This window comes from Streptomyces sp. NBC_00582, from assembly GCF_036345155.1.
In the GTDB taxonomy this organism is placed as follows: domain Bacteria; phylum Actinomycetota; class Actinomycetes; order Streptomycetales; family Streptomycetaceae; genus Streptomyces.
This window is the reverse complement of the sequence record NZ_CP107772.1, coordinates 8,213,166-8,228,560: the sequence shown is the minus strand read 5'-3', so window position 1 is coordinate 8,228,560 and position 15,395 is coordinate 8,213,166. Positions and strand designations below refer to the sequence as shown.

Genomic DNA, 15,395 nt, shown 5'->3' with positions numbered 1-15,395 from the left:
AAGGTGTGCCATGCCCTTGAGCCATCCCCGTCGCTCGGCCCTCTCCGAGCAGGTCATCGCCGCGCTGCGCCACCAGATCACCTCGGGCGAGTGGCCGGTCGGCTCGCGGATCCCCACGGAGCCCGAGCTGGTCGAGCAGTTGGGCGTCGCCCGCAACACGGTCCGTGAGGCCGTCCGGGCCCTCGCGCACAACGGGCTGCTGGCCATCCGGCAGGGCTCGGGGACGTACGTCGTGGCGACCAGCGAGCTGGCGGGTGTGATGCACCGGCGGTTCGCGGACGCCGAACCCCGGCACATCGCCGAGCTGCGGTCCACCCTTGAGTCGGGGGCGGCGCGCCTCGCGGCCGAGCGGCGCACGGAGAAGGACCTCAAGCAGCTGGACGCGCTGCTGCTGCGGCGCGAGGAGGCCTGGGAGTCGGGGGACGCGGAGGCCTTCGTGGCGGCCGACGCGACCTTCCATCTGGCGGTGGTGGCCGCCTCCCACAACGACGTCATGACCGCGCTCCACGCCGACCTCGGCGAGGTGCTGCGGGACTGGCTGCGCGAGGACGTCGGCGAGGAGCTGACGCCGGAGACGTACATGGACCACACGCGGCTGATGGACGCGGTCCGCGCGGGCGACGCGGAGACGGCCGCGGCCGAGGCGGCCGGCTATCCCCTGTCGTGCCGCCCGGGCCGGATCACCGGGTCCGGCGAGGGCTGAGCGAGGGATCGGTCAGCCCCGGCCGGTCACACCTTCTCGTGGGTGACCCACGCCCTGCCGACCTCCTTCCAGCAGCGCCCGGTGAGCCGTACGGTCCGGGCGGGCCCGGCGTCGACGGGGGTGCCGTCGGTGTCGAGGTCCCACCAGCGGGCGCACTCGATGTGCAGGGTGACGCGATCGGTGTCGGCGTAGGGGTTGTGGCAGTGGGCGACGACATGGGAGCCGTCGACGGTGGTGCGGCACTCCGCGCCGAAGGGGTCGGGATGCTCGTGGGGCTGCGCCTCATGGGGCGCGCAGAACACGAGCGCGACGGCGGCGGTCACTGGGGCGAGAACACGGAACAGTCGCACAAGGGAACCTCCTCGGCAGAGCTGGGGAGGGCTGCGCGTGGGAGGACGCGCACTTCATCGTGCCTGTTCGCAGGCGTGTCCCGCCCGGCCTGATGGGCCGGACGGGTGACACGGAACGGGGGACGGTGTCAGGCGCCGATGGCGTGCAGACCGCCGTCCACGTGGATGATCTCGCCGGTGGTCTTGGGGAACCAGTCGCTCAGCAGGGCGACGATGCCGCGGCCGGCCGGCTCGGGGTCCTTGAGGTCCCACTCCAGCGGGGAACGGTGGTCCCAGACCGAGGCCAGCTCACTGAAGCCGGGGATGGACTTGGCGGCCATGGAGGCGAGCGGGCCGGCGGAGATGAGGTTGCAGCGGATGTTCTGCTTGCCCAGGTCACGCGCGACGTAGCGGCTGGTGGCCTCCAGGGCGGCCTTGGCCGGGCCCATCCAGTCGTACTGCGGCCAGGCGTACTGCGCGTCGAAGGTGAGGCCGACGACCGAGCCGCCGTTCTGCATCAGCGGCAGGCAGGCCATGGTCAGCGACTTCAGGGAGTACGCCGAGACGTGCATGGCCGTGGCGACGGACTCGAACGGCGTGTTGAGGAAGTTGCCGCCGAGCGCGTCCTGGGGGGCGAAGCCGATGGAGTGGACGACGCCGTCGAGACCGCCGAGTTCCTCGCCGACGAGGTCGGCCAGCCGCCCGAGGTGCTCGTCGTTGGTGACGTCGAGCTCGATGACCTTGGTGGGCTTGGGGAGCTTCCTGGCGATGCGCTCGGTCAGCGTGGGCCGCGGGAACGCGGTCAGGATGATCTCGGCGCCCTGCTCCTGGGCCAGCTTGGCCGCGTGGAACGCGATGGAGGACTCCATCAGCACACCGGTGATCAGGATGCGCTTGCCCTCGAGAATTCCGCTCATGGTGATCAGTGACCCATTCCCAGTCCGCCGTCAACGGGGATGACGGCTCCAGTGATGTACGAGGCGTCGTCCGACGCGAGGAACCGCACCGTCGCGGCGATCTCCTCCGGCTGCGCGTAGCGGCCGAGCGGAACCTGCTTCACGATGTTCTCGCGCTGCTCGTCGGTGAGCACCTTGGTCATGTCGGTGTCCACGAAGCCGGGTGCGACGACGTTGAAGGTGATGTTGCGCGACCCCAGCTCACGGGCGAGGGAGCGCGCGAAGCCGACCAGGCCGGCCTTGGAGGCGGCGTAGTTGGCCTGCCCGGGGCCGCCGTAGAGGCCGACGACCGAGGAGATCAGGACGACCCGGCCCTTCTTGGCGCGCAGCATGCCGCGGTTGGCGCGCTTGACGACGCGGAAGGTGCCGGTGAGGTTGGTGTCGAGGACGGACGTGAAGTCCTCCTCGGACATGCGCATCAGCAGCTGGTCCTTGGTGATGCCGGCGTTGGCGATCAGGATCTCGACGGGACCGTGCTCGGCCTCGATCTCCTTGTAGGCCTGCTCCACCTGTTCGGCGTCGGTGATGTCGCACTTGACGGCCAGGCAGCCCGCTTCGACGAGGGCCGCCGGGGGCTCGCCCGAGCGGTATGTGATCGCGACCTTGTCGCCGGCGTCGGCGAACGCGCGGGCGATGGCGAGGCCGATGCCCCGGTTTCCTCCGGTGACGAGAACCGAGCGGCTCAACGGATCACCCTTTCGATAGGGGTCTGACACACCTGCCCGGGACCTGGACGGCAGGCGGCTTCCCTCGAAACCTATCGGTCCCGCCACGTCCGAGGACATTCGGGCACCGACAGTGGGGCACGGGGCTGACTGTGGGGTCCCTACAGAAACTTTGACGGAGGCGGTCCGAAAGGTGTGGTCCGACAGGCGCACGACGCGACATGATCGGGGGCACACACGCGACGACACCAGGGAGATACGTAGGTGCCTCATACCATCGACGAAAGCTTCACGGCCCTACCTCTACGCGCCCTCGCCGACGCCGCTCTCGCACGCGCGCGTGCGCTCGGGGCCGAGCACGCGGACTTCCGGTTCGAGCGGGTGCGCAGCGCGTCGTGGCGGCTGCGGGACGCCAAGCCGTCCGGGTCGTCGGACACGACCGACCTCGGGTACGCGGTGCGGGTGGTGCACGGCGGGACGTGGGGGTTCGCGTCCGGCGTGGACCTGACGATGGACGCGGCCGCCAAGGTGGCCTCGCAGGCCGTGGCGATGGCCAAGCTGTCCGCGCAGGTGATCAAGGCCGCGGGGGCCGACGAGCGGGTGGAGCTGGCCGACGAGCCGGTGCACGCCGACCGGACGTGGATCTCGTCGTACGAGATCGATCCGTTCGCCGTGCCCGACGAGCAGAAGACCGCCCTGCTGGGTGAGTGGAGCAACCGGCTGCTGACGAGTGCCGGGGTCACCCATGTGGACGCCTCGCTGCTCACCGTCCACGAGAACAAGTTCTACGCCGATACCGCGGGGACGGTGACCACCCAGCAGCGGGTGCGGCTGCACCCGTCGCTGACGGCGGTGTCCGTCGACGAGTCCAGCGGCGAGTTCGACTCCATGCGGACGATCGCGCCGCCCGTGGGCCGGGGCTGGGAGTACCTCACCGGGACCGGCTGGGACTGGGACGACGAGCTGGAGCGGATGCCCGAGCTGCTCGCCGAGAAGATGCGGGCGCCCAGCGTGGACCCCGGGCTGTACGACCTGGTCGTCGACCCGTCCAACCTGTGGCTGACCATCCACGAGTCCATCGGGCACGCCACCGAGCTGGACCGGGCGCTCGGTTACGAGGCCGCCTACGCCGGCACCTCCTTCGCCACGTTCGACCAGCTCGGCACGTTGCGCTACGGCTCCGACCTGATGAACGTCACCGGTGACCGCACCGCCGAGCACGGCCTGGCGACGATCGGGTACGACGACGAGGGCGTCGAGGGCCAGTCGTGGGACCTGGTGAAGGACGGCACGCTCGTCGGCTACCAGCTCGACCGGCGGATCGCGAGGCTGACCGGCCTCGGCCGCTCCAACGGGTGCGCGTTCGCCGACTCCCCCGGGCATGTGCCGGTGCAGCGCATGGCGAACGTGTCGTTGCGGCCGGACCCTGCGGGGATGTCGACCGAGGACCTGATCGGGAGCGTCGACCGGGGGATCTACGTGGTCGGCGACCGGTCGTGGTCCATCGACATGCAGCGGTACAACTTCCAGTTCACCGGCCAGCGCTTCTTCAGGATCGAGAACGGGCGGATCACCGGGCAGCTGCGGGACGTGGCCTACCAGGCGACGACCACCGACTTCTGGGGGTCCATGGCCGCGGTGGGCGGCCCGCAGACCTATGTCCTCGGGGGTGCCTTCAACTGCGGCAAGGCCCAGCCTGGGCAGGTGGCGGCCGTGTCGCACGGCTGCCCGTCGGCCCTGTTCAAGGGCGTCAACATTCTGAACACCACGCAGGAGGCCGGTCGATGAGCGCCCGTACCAACAAGCCGCACGAGGTCGTCGAGCGCGCCCTCGGGCTGTCGCGGGCCGACGGGTGTGTGGTCATCGCCGACGAGCAGTCGACGGCGAACCTGCGCTGGGCCGGGAACGCGCTGACGACGAACGGCGTCACACGCACGCGTACGCTCACCGTGATCGCGACGGTCGACGGCAAGGAGGGCACCGCCTCCGGGGTCGTCTCGCGGGCCGCCGTGACCGCCGACGAGCTGGAGCCGCTGGTACGGGCCGCCGAGGCCGCGGCGCGCGGTGCGGGGCCCGCCGAGGACGCGCAGCCCCTGGTCACCGGGGCGGCCGGGGCCCTGGAGCACCCGGAGTTCACCGAGGCGCCGGCGGAGACCTCGTCGGCCGTGTTCGCCGACTTCGCGCCCGCGCTCGGCGAGTCCTTCGCCCGCGCACGGGCGGGCGGGCGGGAGCTGTACGGCTTCGCCAACCACGAGCTGGTGTCGACGTACGTGGGCACCTCCACGGGGCTGCGGCTGCGGCACGACCAGCCGAACGGCACGCTGGAGCTCAACGCCAAGTCCCCGGACCGTACGCGCTCGGCCTGGGCGGGGCGCTCCACGCGGGACTTCAAGGACGTCGACCCCGCGGCGCTCGACGCCGAGCTCGCCGTACGCCTCGGCTGGGCGCGGCGGCGGGTCGCGCTGCCCGCCGGGCGGTACGAGACGCTGCTTCCGCCGACCGCCGTCGCGGATCTGCTGATCTACCAGATGTGGTCGGCGTCGGGCCGGGACGCGGCCGAGGGCCGGACGGTGTTCTCCCAGCCCGGCGGCGGCACCCGCCTCGGCGAGCGGCTGACCGAGCTGCCGCTGACCCTGCGCAGCGACCCCCACGAGCCGGGTCTGGAGTCGGCGCCCTTCGTGCTCGCCCACTCCTCCGGCGGCGACTCGTCGGTGTTCGACAACGGGCTGCCGCTGGCCGCCACCGAGTGGGTCGGCGAGGGCCGGCTGAAGAACCTGATCACCAGCCGGCACAGCGCCGCCCTGACCGGGCTGCCGGTCGCGCCGGCCATCGACAACCTGATCCTCGACGGCGGCGCGGACCGCTCCCTGGAGGAGATGGTGGCGAGCACCACGCGCGGGCTGCTGCTGACCTGCCTGTGGTACATCCGCGAGGTCGACCCGGCGACCCTGCTGCTGACCGGGCTGACCCGGGACGGTGTGTACCTCGTCGAGGACGGCGAGGTGGTGGGCGAGGTGAACAACTTCCGGTTCAACGAGTCGCCGGTCGACCTGCTGGGCCGGGCCGTGGAGGCCGGGCGCACCGAAAAGACGCTGCCCCGGGAGTGGAGCGACTGGTTCACTAGGGCTGCGATGCCCGCGCTGCGGGTGCCGGACTTCAATATGAGCTCTGTCAGTCAGGGCGTATAACCTCGTACTGACCACGAGCCCACCTCAAGGAGATACGAGAACCGTGACGGACATCGTCGACGAGCTGAAGTGGCGGGGCCTGTTCTCCCTGTCCACCGACGAGGACGCCTTGCGCAAGGCGCTCGCGGACGGCCCCGTCACGTTCTATTGCGGCTTCGACCCGACCGCACCCTCGTTGCACGTGGGGCACCTGGTGCAGGTGCTGACCGTGCGCCGGCTCCAGCAGGCCGGTCACCGGCCGCTGGCGCTGGTCGGCGGGGCGACGGGGCTGATCGGCGACCCGCGCCCGACGGCGGAGCGCACGCTGAACGACCCGGAGACGGTCGCCGGCTGGGTCGGCAAGCTGCGCTCCCAGATCGAGCCGTTCCTGTCCTTCGAGGGCGAGAACGCGGCCGTGATGGTCAACAACCTCGACTGGACCGCGGGTCTGTCCGCGATCGAGTTCCTCCGGGACATCGGCAAGCACTTCCGCGTCAACAAGATGCTGACGAAGGACTCCGTGGCCCGCCGCCTGGAGTCCGACCAGGGCATCAGCTACACCGAGTTCAGTTACCAGATCCTCCAGGGCATGGACTTCCTCCAGCTCTTCCGGCGCTACGGCTGCACGCTCCAGCAGGGCGGCAGCGACCAGTGGGGCAACCTCACGGCCGGTCTGGACCTGATCCACAGGCTGGAGCCGCACGCGGAGGTCCACGCGCTGGCGACGCCGCTGATGACCAAGGCGGACGGCACCAAGTTCGGCAAGACCGAGGGCGGCGCCGTCTGGCTCGACCCCGAGATGACGACCCCGTACGCGTTCTACCAGTTCTGGCTGAACGTGGACGACCGGGACATCTCGGGCTACCTGCGGATCCTGTCCTTCAAGTCCCGTACGGAGCTGGAGGAGCTGGAGCGGGAGACCGCGGAGCGGCCGCAGGCGCGGGCCGCCCAGCGGGCGCTGGCCGAGGAGCTGACCACGCTGGTGCACGGCGCCGACCAGACGGCCGCGGTGATCGCCGCGAGCCGTGCCCTGTTCGGGCAGGGTGAGCTGGGCGACCTCGACGAGCGGACGCTGACGGCGGCGCTCTCCGAGGTGCCGCACATCCAGGTCTCCGAGCTCGGTCCGGTCGTGGACCTGTTCGCCGAGGTCGGGCTGGTGGCCAGCAAGTCCGCGGCGCGGCGGACCGTGAAGGAGGGCGGGGCCTACGTGAACAACATGAAGGTCACGGCCGAGGACGCGGTGCCCGTGAAGGAGGATCTCCTGCACGGGCGATGGCTGGTGCTGCGGCGGGGGAAGAGGAATCTTGCCGCCGTCGAGGTGACTGGTTCGTAGCCGCCGCAGGGGTGCGGGTGCTTCGCGAGTACCGGTTCGTCGTGGCTTGTCGCGCCGTTCCCCGCGCCCCTGAAGGGCCGCCCCTGCGGGGCGCGCCCCTTCAGGCGCGTTGTTTTCTCTTGCCCAGGGTGGCCATGTAGGCCCGGTCTCCGAGGGCCACCACCACGATGGCCGCCACGAGCTGGAAGAGGTGGCGCCACCAGTCGATGCCGGCGGTCTCCTCGACGCCGAAGCCGCGGGCGATCGCGTTGCCGATGACCGCGCCGATGATGCCGAAGATGGTGGTCAGCCAGAGGGGGCTGTGCTGCTTGCCCGGGATGATCGCCTTGGCGATCAGCCCCAGTACGAATCCCACGATGATCGCCCACAACCAGCCCATGGCTGCCTCCTCGTACGGCTCGACGTGAGCATTGCCCTCAGTCTCGTTGCGGGCCCCGTACGGCGCATGTCGGGTGGGACCGTACGCGGGAAGGCGCACGGCGTTCGCCCAGGCCGGAGGCGACCCGGTCTCGAAGGCGGCGCAGCCTCGGCGTAACGTGGAACGCCGGGGAGAGTTCGATGTGGGCGGACGGTGGAATGCGATGCGGAAGCATGGTGGCGGCGGGAACGTCCAGGTGTTCCGGATCACCGGAGCCCGGCAGGGGCTCCAGGAGGACGTGCGCGGCCGGCAGCGGCGGTATGTGATCTCGATGTCGATCCGTACGGTGTCGGTGATCCTCGCGGCGACCCTCTGGAACGTGGAGCGCCATGTAGCCCTTGTGGCACTCGTGTTGGGGGCGGTCCTGCCCTACATCGCGGTGGTCATCGCCAACGCGGGTCGGGAGAACGCGCCGGGGTTGCCCTCCACGTTCGTCACCGCCCATGTACGGCCCATGATCGCGCCGTCCGCGACGGACGGCCGGGACGGTTCTGACGGGTCCGGGACGGAATCGGTTCCGGAGGACCGGGCCGAGCCGCGGCCGTGAGGGGCCCGTGCGCCAAGCTCAAGAAAAGCTCAGATCAATCATGCTGTTCCAGTGCCCTGCGACGGGTCGGCCGTGACATACTTCGTACGCGCTCCGCATCCCCCGTCGGAGCGACGGACCGACGCCGGGCAGCTCCCCCCGTGGCTGCTCGGCGTCGCCTTTTTGTGTGCGTTCGAGAGACGAAGTCGTGAGTGAGAGTCCTGTCTGTTCCGCCAAGGGTTGCCGTGTCGACGCGGTGTGGGTGTTGGCGTGGAACAACCCGAAGATCCATACGCCGGAGCGACGGAAGACCTGGCTGGCGTGTGAGGAGCACCGGGAGCATCTGTCCCAGTTCCTCGGTGTCCGGGGGTTCCTCAAGGACGTCGTGAGGTTCGAGGACTGGGACCCCCGGGATCACTGACCGGCGCCGCGCTAGCCCCCGATCGCCGACATGGGGCGGTCCGGCTGGACGAAGGTCGGGTCGTCCAGGCCTGCTCCCGCCTTCTTGCCCCACATCGCCAGGCGCCAGAGGCGGGCTATCTCCTCGTCGGGGGCGCCGGAGCGGAGGGCGGCCCGCAGGTCGGTCTCCTCGCGGGCGAAGAGGCAGGTGCGGATCTGGCCGTCGGCGGTGAGGCGGGTGCGGTCGCAGGCCGCGCAGAAGGGGCGGGTGACGGAGGCGATGACGCCGACGCGATGCGGGCCGCCGTCGACCAGCCAGCGCTCGGCGGGGGCGGAGCCGCGCTCGTCCTGGCCCTCGGGGGTGAGGTCGAAGCGGGTGCGGAGCGAGGCGAGGATGTCGCCGGCGGTGACCATGTCCTCGCGCTTCCAGCCGTGCTGGGCGTCCAGGGGCATCTGTTCGATGAAGCGGAGTTCGTAGTCGTGCTCCACCGCCCAGGCGAGGAGGTCGGGGGCCTCGTCGCCGTTGAGGCCGGGCATGAGGACGGTGTTGACCTTGACCGGGGTGAGACCCGCGTCGCGGGCGGCCTGGAGGCCGTCGAGGACGTCCTGGTGGCGGTCGCGCCGGGTGAGGGTCTTGAAGACGTCCGGGCGGAGGGTGTCGAGGGAGACGTTGACCCGGTCCAGGCCGGCCGCCTTGAGGGCGGTGGCGGTGCGCTTGAGGCCGATGCCGTTGGTCGTCAGGGACATCCGGGGGCGGGGCGCGAGGGCCGCCACCCGTTCGACGATGCCGACCAGGCCGGGGCGCAGCAGCGGTTCGCCGCCGGTGAAGCGGACCTCCTCGATGCCGAGGGTGGAGACCGCTATGTCGATGAGGCGGACGATCTCGTCGTCCGTGAGGAGGTCGGGCTTGGCCAGCCACTGCAGGCCCTCCTCGGGCATGCAGTAGGTGCAGCGCAGGTTGCACCGGTCGGTCAGCGAGACCCTGAGGTCGGTGGCCACTCGGCCGTAGGTGTCGATGAGCACGTGGGCCCCCTCCCCGTTTGCGGATCGCGTTCTTCTGTCGTCACCTGCGAGCCTACGTGACGCCACCGACAGCGAAAGAGCACGATCCCACGAGGCACGGCACGGCCGCGTCGTAGAGGTCTACGACGCGGCCGCTTTCCCGGAGGGGATCAGTGGGCTCCGGTGCCCGTCAGGGAGCGGACCTCCAGCTCGGCGTACTTGCCCGCGTCGGGTTCCTCCTTCGACAGGAGGGTGCCGACGACGCCGAGGAGGAAGCCGACGGGGATGGAGATGATGCCGGGGTTCTCCAGCGGGAACCAGTGGAAGTCGACGTCCGGGAACATCGAGGTGGGCTTGCCGGAGACGACCGGGGAGAACAGCACCAGGCCGACCGCGGTGACCAGACCGCCGTAGATCGACCAGAGGGCTCCGGAGGTGGTGAACCGCTTCCAGAAGAGGCTGTAGAGGATGGTGGGGAGGTTGGCGGAGGCGGCGACCGCGAAGGCGAGGGCGACCAGGCCGGCGACGTTGAGGTCGCGGGCGAGGGCGCCGAGGAGGATGGAGACGGCGCCGATGCCGACCGTGGCGTAGCGGGCCGCGTTGATCTCCTGCTTCTCGGAGGCCTGTCCCTTCTTGATGACGTTGGCGTAGATGTCGTGCGCGAAGGAGGAGGACGAGGCCAGGGTGAGGCCGGCGACGACCGCGAGGATGGTGGCGAAGGCGACCGCGGAGATGGTGGCGAGCAGGATCGCGCCCCAGTTGGAGTCGACGCCGCCGAGGTGGAGGGCGAGGAGTGGTGCGGCGGTGTTGCCGGCCTTGTTCGAGGCGATGATCTCGTCCGGCTTGATCAGCGCGGCGGCGCCGAAGCCGAGGGCGAGGGTCATCAGGTAGAAGGAGCCGATGAGGCCGATGGCCCAGATGACCGACTTACGCGCGGCCTTCGCGGTGGGGACGGTGTAGAAGCGGATCAGGATGTGCGGGAGGCCGGCGGTGCCGAGGACCAGGGCGATGCCGAGGGAGATGAAGTCCAGCTTGGTGGTGCCGGTGGCGCCGTACTTCAGGCCGGGTTCCAGGAAGGCGGAGCCCTTGCCGCTGTTGTCGGCGGCCGAGCCGAGCAGTTCGGAGACGTTGAAGTCGAACTTCAGCAGGACCAGGAAGGTCAGCAGCAGGGCTCCGGCGATCAGCAGGACCGCCTTGACCATCTGGACCCAGGTGGTGCCCTTCATGCCGCCGATGGTGACGTAGACGATCATCAGGACGCCGACCAGGGCGACGATGCCGATCTTGCCGCCGTCGCTGGTGATGCCGAGGAGCAGGGAGACCAGGACGCCGGCGCCCGCCATCTGGGCGAGGAGGTAGAAGATCGAGACGACGATCGTGGAGGTGCCGGCCGCCGTGCGGACCGGGCGCTGGCGCATGCGGTACGCGAGGACGTCGCCCATGGTGTAGCGGCCGGAGTTGCGCAGCGGCTCGGCGACCAGGAGGAGGGCGACGAGCCAGGCGACCAGGAAGCCGATGGAGTACAGGAAGCCGTCGTAGCCGAAGAGGGCGATGGCGCCCGCGATGCCGAGGAAGGACGCGGCGGACATGTAGTCGCCGGAGACGGCGAGGCCGTTCTGGAAGCCGGTGAACTGGCGGCCGCCCGCGTAGAAGTCGGCGGCGTCCTTGGTCTGGCGGCCCGCCCAGACCGTGATGACGAGGGTAGCGGCGACGAAGACCGCGAACAGGGTGATGATCAGCGGCCGGTGCTCGCTCGCCTCGCCCGCGGCGAGCAGGGTGGTGTGCTGTACGGGGCTCATGCGCCGCCCTCCATCCGGGACTTGATGGCGTCGGCCTTGGGGTCGAACCTGGCGGCGGCGGTGCGCGCGTACCACCACGCGATGAGGAACGTGGTGAGGAACTGGGCGAGGCCGAGGACGAGGGCGACGTTGACGTTGCCGAAGAGCTTGGTGCCCATGAAGTCGCCCGCGTAGTTGGAGAGCAGGACGTAGAGCAGGTACCAGGCGATGAAGCCGACGGTCAGCGGGAAGGCGAAACCGCGGTAGGAGCCGCGCAGTTCACCGAACTCAGCGCTCTCCTGCACCGCGACGAACTCCTCGGTGGAGGGGAGTTGGGCTTGGGTTTTCGAGGGGGGCGGTGTCTCGGTGGCCACGGAGTCTCCTCGTGTGCGGGCGGTCGGTCGGGCGGGGGCTCGATCGTGCACGGGCTCCCTGTCCATGGGCACGGCGGCACGCTAGGGCGGGTTCAACCCGATCGGGTTCTTTCGTGATTCGTCGCCTTGATCGCCCGGAGGCCGTTGCTGGGCGGTGAGTCGGGGAGATAGCTTCGGCGGAGCACCACCCGTCATGTACCTGCCCAGGCGCCACCTCGCGTCCGGGCCGGTCTCGTTTCCGGATGATGTGGAGACCCCATGGCTCATCTGCCTTCCAGACGCCGCCTCGCTCTCGCGGTGCCCGTCGTGCTGTCGTTGACCGCCGCCGTCGGATTCCTGCCGACGGCCGCCGGCGCGGCGCCCGCCCATCCCGCGGCCGCGGTGTCGACCGCGGAGGCGGCCGAGGCCGGGACGCTGGCGTACGTCGTCAACACGAAGGTGGACCACCGCACGATCGCGTCGGTGAAGAAGGCGATCGCCGCGGCCGACGGCACCCTGGTGGCGTCGTACGACAAGATCGGCGTGCTCGTCGTGCACTCGGCGAACCCCGACTTCGGGTCGCGGATCCGCGCGGTGCGCGGGGTGCAGTCGGCGGGTGCGACGCGCACCGCGCCGCTGAGCGCGGCGGGCACCACCGACGAGGGGGCCGCGCAGGTCCTGTCGAAGGCCGAGGCGGCGAAGATCGAGAAGGCGTCCGACGCGGCCGGCCAGAGCGAGCCGCTGGAGGCCGACCAGTGGGATCTGCGGGCGATCGGCGCCGACAAGGCCGCCTCGGTCGACCCGGGCAGCAGGAGGGTCACGGTCGCCGTGATCGACACCGGTGTCGACGACACCCACCCGGACCTCGCGCCGAACTTCTCGGCGTCCCAGTCCGCCAACTGCGTGGGCGGTGTCGCCGACACCAGCGAGGGCGCCTGGCGGCCGTACACCGCGGACGACTACCACGGCACGCATGTCGCCGGTGAGATAGCCGCGGCCCGCAACGGCATCGGCGTGGCGGGTGTCGCGCCGGGTGTGAAGGTCGCCGGCATCAAGGTGAGCGACCCCAAGGACGGTCTCTTCTATCCGGAGAACGTCGTCTGCGCGTTCGTGTTCGCCGCCGACCACGGCGTGGAGATCACGAACAACAGCTACTACGTTGATCCGTGGCTGTACAACTGCATGGACGACCCGGACCAGCGGGCCATCGTTGACGCGGTCAACAGGGCTCAGCTCTACGCCCAGAAGAAGGGCACGCTCAATGTGGCCTCGGCGGGCAACTCCAACCACGACCTGGACTCCGACGCGCTGCAGGACTCGTCCAGCCCGGACGACTCCACGCCGGTGCCCCGGACGGTCGACCCGCACGAGTGCTTCGACGTGCCGACGCAGCTTCCGGGTGTGGTCACGGTCAGCGCCACGGGCGTCAAGGGCACCAAGTCGTACTACTCCAGCTACGGTCTGGGCGTCGTCGACGTGGCGGCCCCGGGCGGCGACAAGTACCAGATCCCGGACACGCCGTCGGCCAACGGCCGCATCCTGTCGACGCTGCCGAACAACACGTACGGCTTCCTCCAGGGCACGTCCATGGCGTCCCCGCACGTGGCCGGCGTGGCGGCGCTGCTGAAGTCGACGCACCCGTTCGCGTCCCCGGCCCGGCTTCAGGCGCTGCTCAAGGCGCAGGCGGACAACCCGGGCTGCCCGGCCGAGCCGTACGACGGCAACGGTGACGGGGTGGTGGACGCGACCTGCGTGAACGGCAAGCGCGTCAACGGCTTCTTCGGGTACGGCGTGGTGAACGCGCTGAGGGCCGTCAAGTAGCGCCTGTACAGCGCCATGAAGTGAGCCCCGTATATTGATTGAATCAATACTGCACAATGCAGTCATGACATCAATCAACTACGTGTGGTCGGAGCTGGGCGGCGATCCCGCCCGGCTCGCTCACGTGTCGACCGTCGTACGCGAGGGCGCGCTGTCCGCGCGGCTGCCCGTGCGGGAGCTGGCGCGGGCCTGTGTGGGGGTGTGCGCCCTGGCCGGTGCGGAGCTCGGGGCGCGGCGGGCGGGGCTCGCGCGGGTGCCCGGGGTGCGGGTGGACGACGGGGCGGTGGCGACCGCGTTCACCAGTGAGCGGCATCTGCTCGTCGACGGGCGGGCGCCGGTGCCGTTCGCGCCGCTGTCGCGGTTCTGGCGGACGGCGGACGGGTGGGTGCGGACACACGCCAACTACCCCCACCACCGGGAGCGGCTGCTACGGGCGCTGGGCGTGCCCGGCGACCCGGCCGCCGTCGAGTCCGCCCTGGCCGGGCGGTCCGCGCGGGACGTCGAGGACGCGGTGTACGCGGCCGGCGGTCTCGCCGTCGCGCTGCGCACACCCGAGGAGTGGGCCGCCCATCCCCAGGCGGCCGAGGTCGCCGCGCGGCCCCTCGTCGAGCGCGGGCGGTTGGACGGTACACGCGCGCGTACGTTCCCGCAGCTTGTGGGGGCTCCGCTGCTTCCGGCCGCCGGCCTGCACGTGCTGGACCTCACGCGGGTGCTGGCCGGGCCGGTCGCCACCCGCACGCTCGCCCTGCTCGGCGCCGACGTCCTGCGGGTCGACGCGCCCCGGCTGCCGGAGCTCGCCGACCAGCACATCGACACCGGTTTCGGGAAGCGCTCGGCCCTGCTGGACCTGGCCTCCGACCGGCGGCGCTTCGAGGAGCTGCTCGCGGGGGCGGACGTCGTCGTCACGGGCTACCGGCCGGGTGCGCTCGACCGGTTCGGTCTCTCCCCCGAGGCGCTGGCGGAGCGACGGCCGGGGCTGGTGGTGGCGCAGGTGTCGGCGTGGGGTGCGTACGGGCCGTGGGGCGATCGGCGGGGCTTCGACAGCCTCGTCCAGGTGGCCACGGGCATCGCGGCCGTCGAGGGGTCGGACGGTCGGCCCGGTGCCCTGCCGGCGCAGGCCCTCGACCACGGGAGCGGCTATCTGCTGGCGGCGGGCGTGCTGCGGGCGCTGACCGAGCAGTCGTACGACGGTGGGGCGCGGGTGGTGCGGGTGGCGCTGGCGCGGAGCGCCGCGCTGCTCATGGGCGGTGCCCGGAGTGAAGGTGAGGTCGGGGAGGCCGGCCCCCGGGCCGAGGGGTGGCTCGGGGAGACGGACAGCGCGGTGGGGCGGCTGCGGTACGCGTTGCCGCCGGTGGTCTTTGAGGGCGGCCCTGGCGACTGGGCGCGGCCGCCGGGCCGTTGGGGAAGCGATGCGGTGGAGTGGGCCTGAGCACGCCTCTGGGGATGCGGTGATGTGCCGTCGTGCGGGTGCTGCGCCGTCGCGGCTGGTCGCGCCGTTCCCCGCGCCCCTTGGGGGAACTGCCCGACCCTCTGTTCAGTTGGTCACCAGGACCTTCGGTGCCGTGCGGTCGAAGACGGGGGACGGGTCGATCGCGCCGTCGAGGACGTCGGGCAGGAGGTCGGGGAGGTAGGCGCGGACGGGGGCCACGCCGCCGCGGAGGGTGAGGTCGCGGTCGAACATGACGCCCAGGTCGAGTCCGGTGCCGCTGCCGTGCGGGACGCCGACGCGGCCGACGGCGCCGCCGTCGCGGGTGATGCCGACCGCCGTGCGCATGGACTGCTCGGTGCCGACGGCCTCGACGACGCCGTGGGCGCCCTGGCCGCGGGTGAGTTCGCGGACGGCCGCGACGGCCTCGTCCCCGCACGCCCACAGGTCGCCGCCGCGGACGCGGGCGCGCAGCACGCGCACGACGGCGTCGGTGGGCAGCTGCACCACGGGGTCGGG

15 protein-coding genes and 1 pseudogene are annotated in these 15,395 nt (G+C 71.1%); 8 read left to right on the top strand and 8 right to left on the bottom strand.

The features are described from left to right. Nucleotides 1-10 precede the first annotated feature (10 nt). Complete coding sequence (locus OG852_RS37210; RefSeq protein ID WP_330350219.1) at nt 11-703, top strand: FadR/GntR family transcriptional regulator; 693 nt, start codon at nt 11-13, stop codon at nt 701-703. Nucleotides 704-729: 26 nt separating this feature from the next. Here OG852_RS37210 and OG852_RS37205 read toward each other — a convergent pair whose 3' ends face one another. The 3 genes from OG852_RS37205 to fabG all read right to left on the bottom strand — a co-directional run bounded on the left by OG852_RS37205 (nt 730) and on the right by fabG (nt 2,674). Next, entirely contained in the window at nt 730-1,053 is a 324-nt protein-coding gene (locus tag OG852_RS37205; RefSeq protein WP_330350218.1) for a hypothetical protein, read from the bottom strand. A 128-nt stretch (nt 1,054-1,181) separates the two neighbouring features. Next, on the bottom strand, nt 1,182-1,949 hold the full coding sequence (fabI, locus tag OG852_RS37200) for an enoyl-ACP reductase FabI (protein WP_133910383.1): 768 nt from the start codon (nt 1,947-1,949) through the stop codon (nt 1,182-1,184). A gap of 5 nt (nt 1,950-1,954) precedes the next feature. Further along, nucleotides 1,955-2,674: a 3-oxoacyl-[acyl-carrier-protein] reductase gene (gene fabG / locus OG852_RS37195; protein WP_133910382.1), complete on the bottom strand. Its 720-nt coding sequence runs from the start codon at nt 2,672-2,674 to the stop codon at nt 1,955-1,957. Nucleotides 2,675-2,917: 243 nt separating this feature from the next. Between fabG and OG852_RS37190 the strand changes: the two genes are divergently transcribed. From OG852_RS37190 to tyrS, 3 genes are read left to right on the top strand one after another with little or no spacing between them, the layout of a single operon-like run. Next, the gene (locus OG852_RS37190) at nt 2,918-4,441 is read left to right on the top strand and encodes a TldD/PmbA family protein (RefSeq protein ID WP_133910381.1); all 1,524 of its coding nucleotides are present in this window, start codon (nt 2,918-2,920) and stop codon (nt 4,439-4,441) included. Further along, on the top strand, nt 4,438-5,841 hold the full coding sequence (locus OG852_RS37185) for a metallopeptidase TldD-related protein (protein WP_133910380.1): 1,404 nt from the start codon (nt 4,438-4,440) through the stop codon (nt 5,839-5,841). The genes OG852_RS37190 and OG852_RS37185 overlap by 4 nt, the downstream gene beginning before the upstream one ends. 43 nt (nt 5,842-5,884) lie before the next feature. Continuing rightward, nucleotides 5,885-7,153 (top strand): tyrosine--tRNA ligase, encoded by a 1,269-nt coding sequence (gene tyrS, locus OG852_RS37180; protein WP_133910379.1) that lies wholly within the window; start codon nt 5,885-5,887, stop codon nt 7,151-7,153. 100 nt (nt 7,154-7,253) lie between these two features. Here tyrS and OG852_RS37175 read toward each other — a convergent pair whose 3' ends face one another. Next, complete coding sequence (locus OG852_RS37175) at nt 7,254-7,532, bottom strand: GlsB/YeaQ/YmgE family stress response membrane protein (RefSeq protein WP_133910378.1); 279 nt, start codon at nt 7,530-7,532, stop codon at nt 7,254-7,256. Between the two features lie 202 nt (nt 7,533-7,734). Here OG852_RS37175 and OG852_RS37170 point away from each other — a divergent pair, with 202 nt between their 5' ends. Both OG852_RS37170 and OG852_RS37165 read left to right on the top strand, forming a co-directional pair. Continuing rightward, nucleotides 7,735-8,118, top strand: a complete 384-nt coding sequence (locus OG852_RS37170) for a DUF3099 domain-containing protein (RefSeq protein ID WP_133910377.1) — start codon at nt 7,735-7,737, stop codon at nt 8,116-8,118. 187 nt (nt 8,119-8,305) lie between these two features. Further along, nucleotides 8,306-8,518 (top strand): hypothetical protein, encoded by a 213-nt coding sequence (locus OG852_RS37165; RefSeq protein WP_330350217.1) that lies wholly within the window; start codon nt 8,306-8,308, stop codon nt 8,516-8,518. A gap of 11 nt (nt 8,519-8,529) precedes the next feature. On the opposite strand, the gene moaA is transcribed toward OG852_RS37165, so the two are convergent. The 3 genes from moaA to OG852_RS37150 all read right to left on the bottom strand — a co-directional run bounded on the left by moaA (nt 8,530) and on the right by OG852_RS37150 (nt 11,650). Continuing rightward, nucleotides 8,530-9,519 (bottom strand): GTP 3',8-cyclase MoaA, encoded by a 990-nt coding sequence (gene moaA, locus OG852_RS37160; protein ID WP_330350216.1) that lies wholly within the window; start codon nt 9,517-9,519, stop codon nt 8,530-8,532. A 149-nt stretch (nt 9,520-9,668) separates the two neighbouring features. After that, nucleotides 9,669-11,297 (bottom strand): solute symporter family protein, encoded by a 1,629-nt coding sequence (locus OG852_RS37155; protein WP_330350215.1) that lies wholly within the window; start codon nt 11,295-11,297, stop codon nt 9,669-9,671. Next, complete coding sequence (locus OG852_RS37150) at nt 11,294-11,650, bottom strand: DUF485 domain-containing protein (protein WP_330350214.1); 357 nt, start codon at nt 11,648-11,650, stop codon at nt 11,294-11,296. Before OG852_RS37150 ends, OG852_RS37155 begins: the two co-directional genes overlap by 4 nt. Before the next feature lie 258 nt (nt 11,651-11,908). On the opposite strand from OG852_RS37150, the gene OG852_RS37145 reads away from it, so the two are divergent. Then, nucleotides 11,909-13,450 (top strand): S8 family serine peptidase, encoded by a 1,542-nt coding sequence (locus OG852_RS37145; RefSeq protein ID WP_133910372.1) that lies wholly within the window; start codon nt 11,909-11,911, stop codon nt 13,448-13,450. A gap of 64 nt (nt 13,451-13,514) precedes the next feature. Continuing rightward, nucleotides 13,515-14,879: a CoA transferase gene (locus tag OG852_RS37140; protein WP_330350213.1), complete on the top strand. Its 1,365-nt coding sequence runs from the start codon at nt 13,515-13,517 to the stop codon at nt 14,877-14,879. A 105-nt stretch (nt 14,880-14,984) separates the two neighbouring features. Here the strand turns inward: OG852_RS37140 and OG852_RS37135 are convergent. Then, a pseudogene (locus tag OG852_RS37135) lies at nt 14,985-15,311 on the bottom strand (zinc-binding dehydrogenase); the annotation flags it as partial. Nucleotides 15,312-15,395 lie beyond the last annotated feature (84 nt).

Excerpts from the sequence above, each read along its gene's own strand:
- OG852_RS37210 (WP_330350219.1), top strand. The coding sequence starts at position 11 with ATGCCCTTGAGCCATCCCCGTCGCTCGGCCCTCTCCGAGCAGGTCATC.
- fabI (WP_133910383.1), bottom strand. The coding sequence starts at position 1,949 with ATGAGCGGAATTCTCGAGGGCAAGCGCATCCTGATCACCGGTGTGCTG.
- OG852_RS37185 (WP_133910380.1), top strand. The coding sequence starts at position 4,438 with ATGAGCGCCCGTACCAACAAGCCGCACGAGGTCGTCGAGCGCGCCCTC.
- OG852_RS37175 (WP_133910378.1), bottom strand. The coding sequence starts at position 7,532 with ATGGGCTGGTTGTGGGCGATCATCGTGGGATTCGTACTGGGGCTGATC.
- OG852_RS37170 (WP_133910377.1), top strand. The coding sequence starts at position 7,735 with ATGCGGAAGCATGGTGGCGGCGGGAACGTCCAGGTGTTCCGGATCACC.
- OG852_RS37155 (WP_330350215.1), bottom strand. The coding sequence starts at position 11,297 with ATGAGCCCCGTACAGCACACCACCCTGCTCGCCGCGGGCGAGGCGAGC.
- OG852_RS37145 (WP_133910372.1), top strand. The coding sequence starts at position 11,909 with ATGGCTCATCTGCCTTCCAGACGCCGCCTCGCTCTCGCGGTGCCCGTC.
- OG852_RS37140 (WP_330350213.1), top strand. The coding sequence starts at position 13,515 with ATGACATCAATCAACTACGTGTGGTCGGAGCTGGGCGGCGATCCCGCC.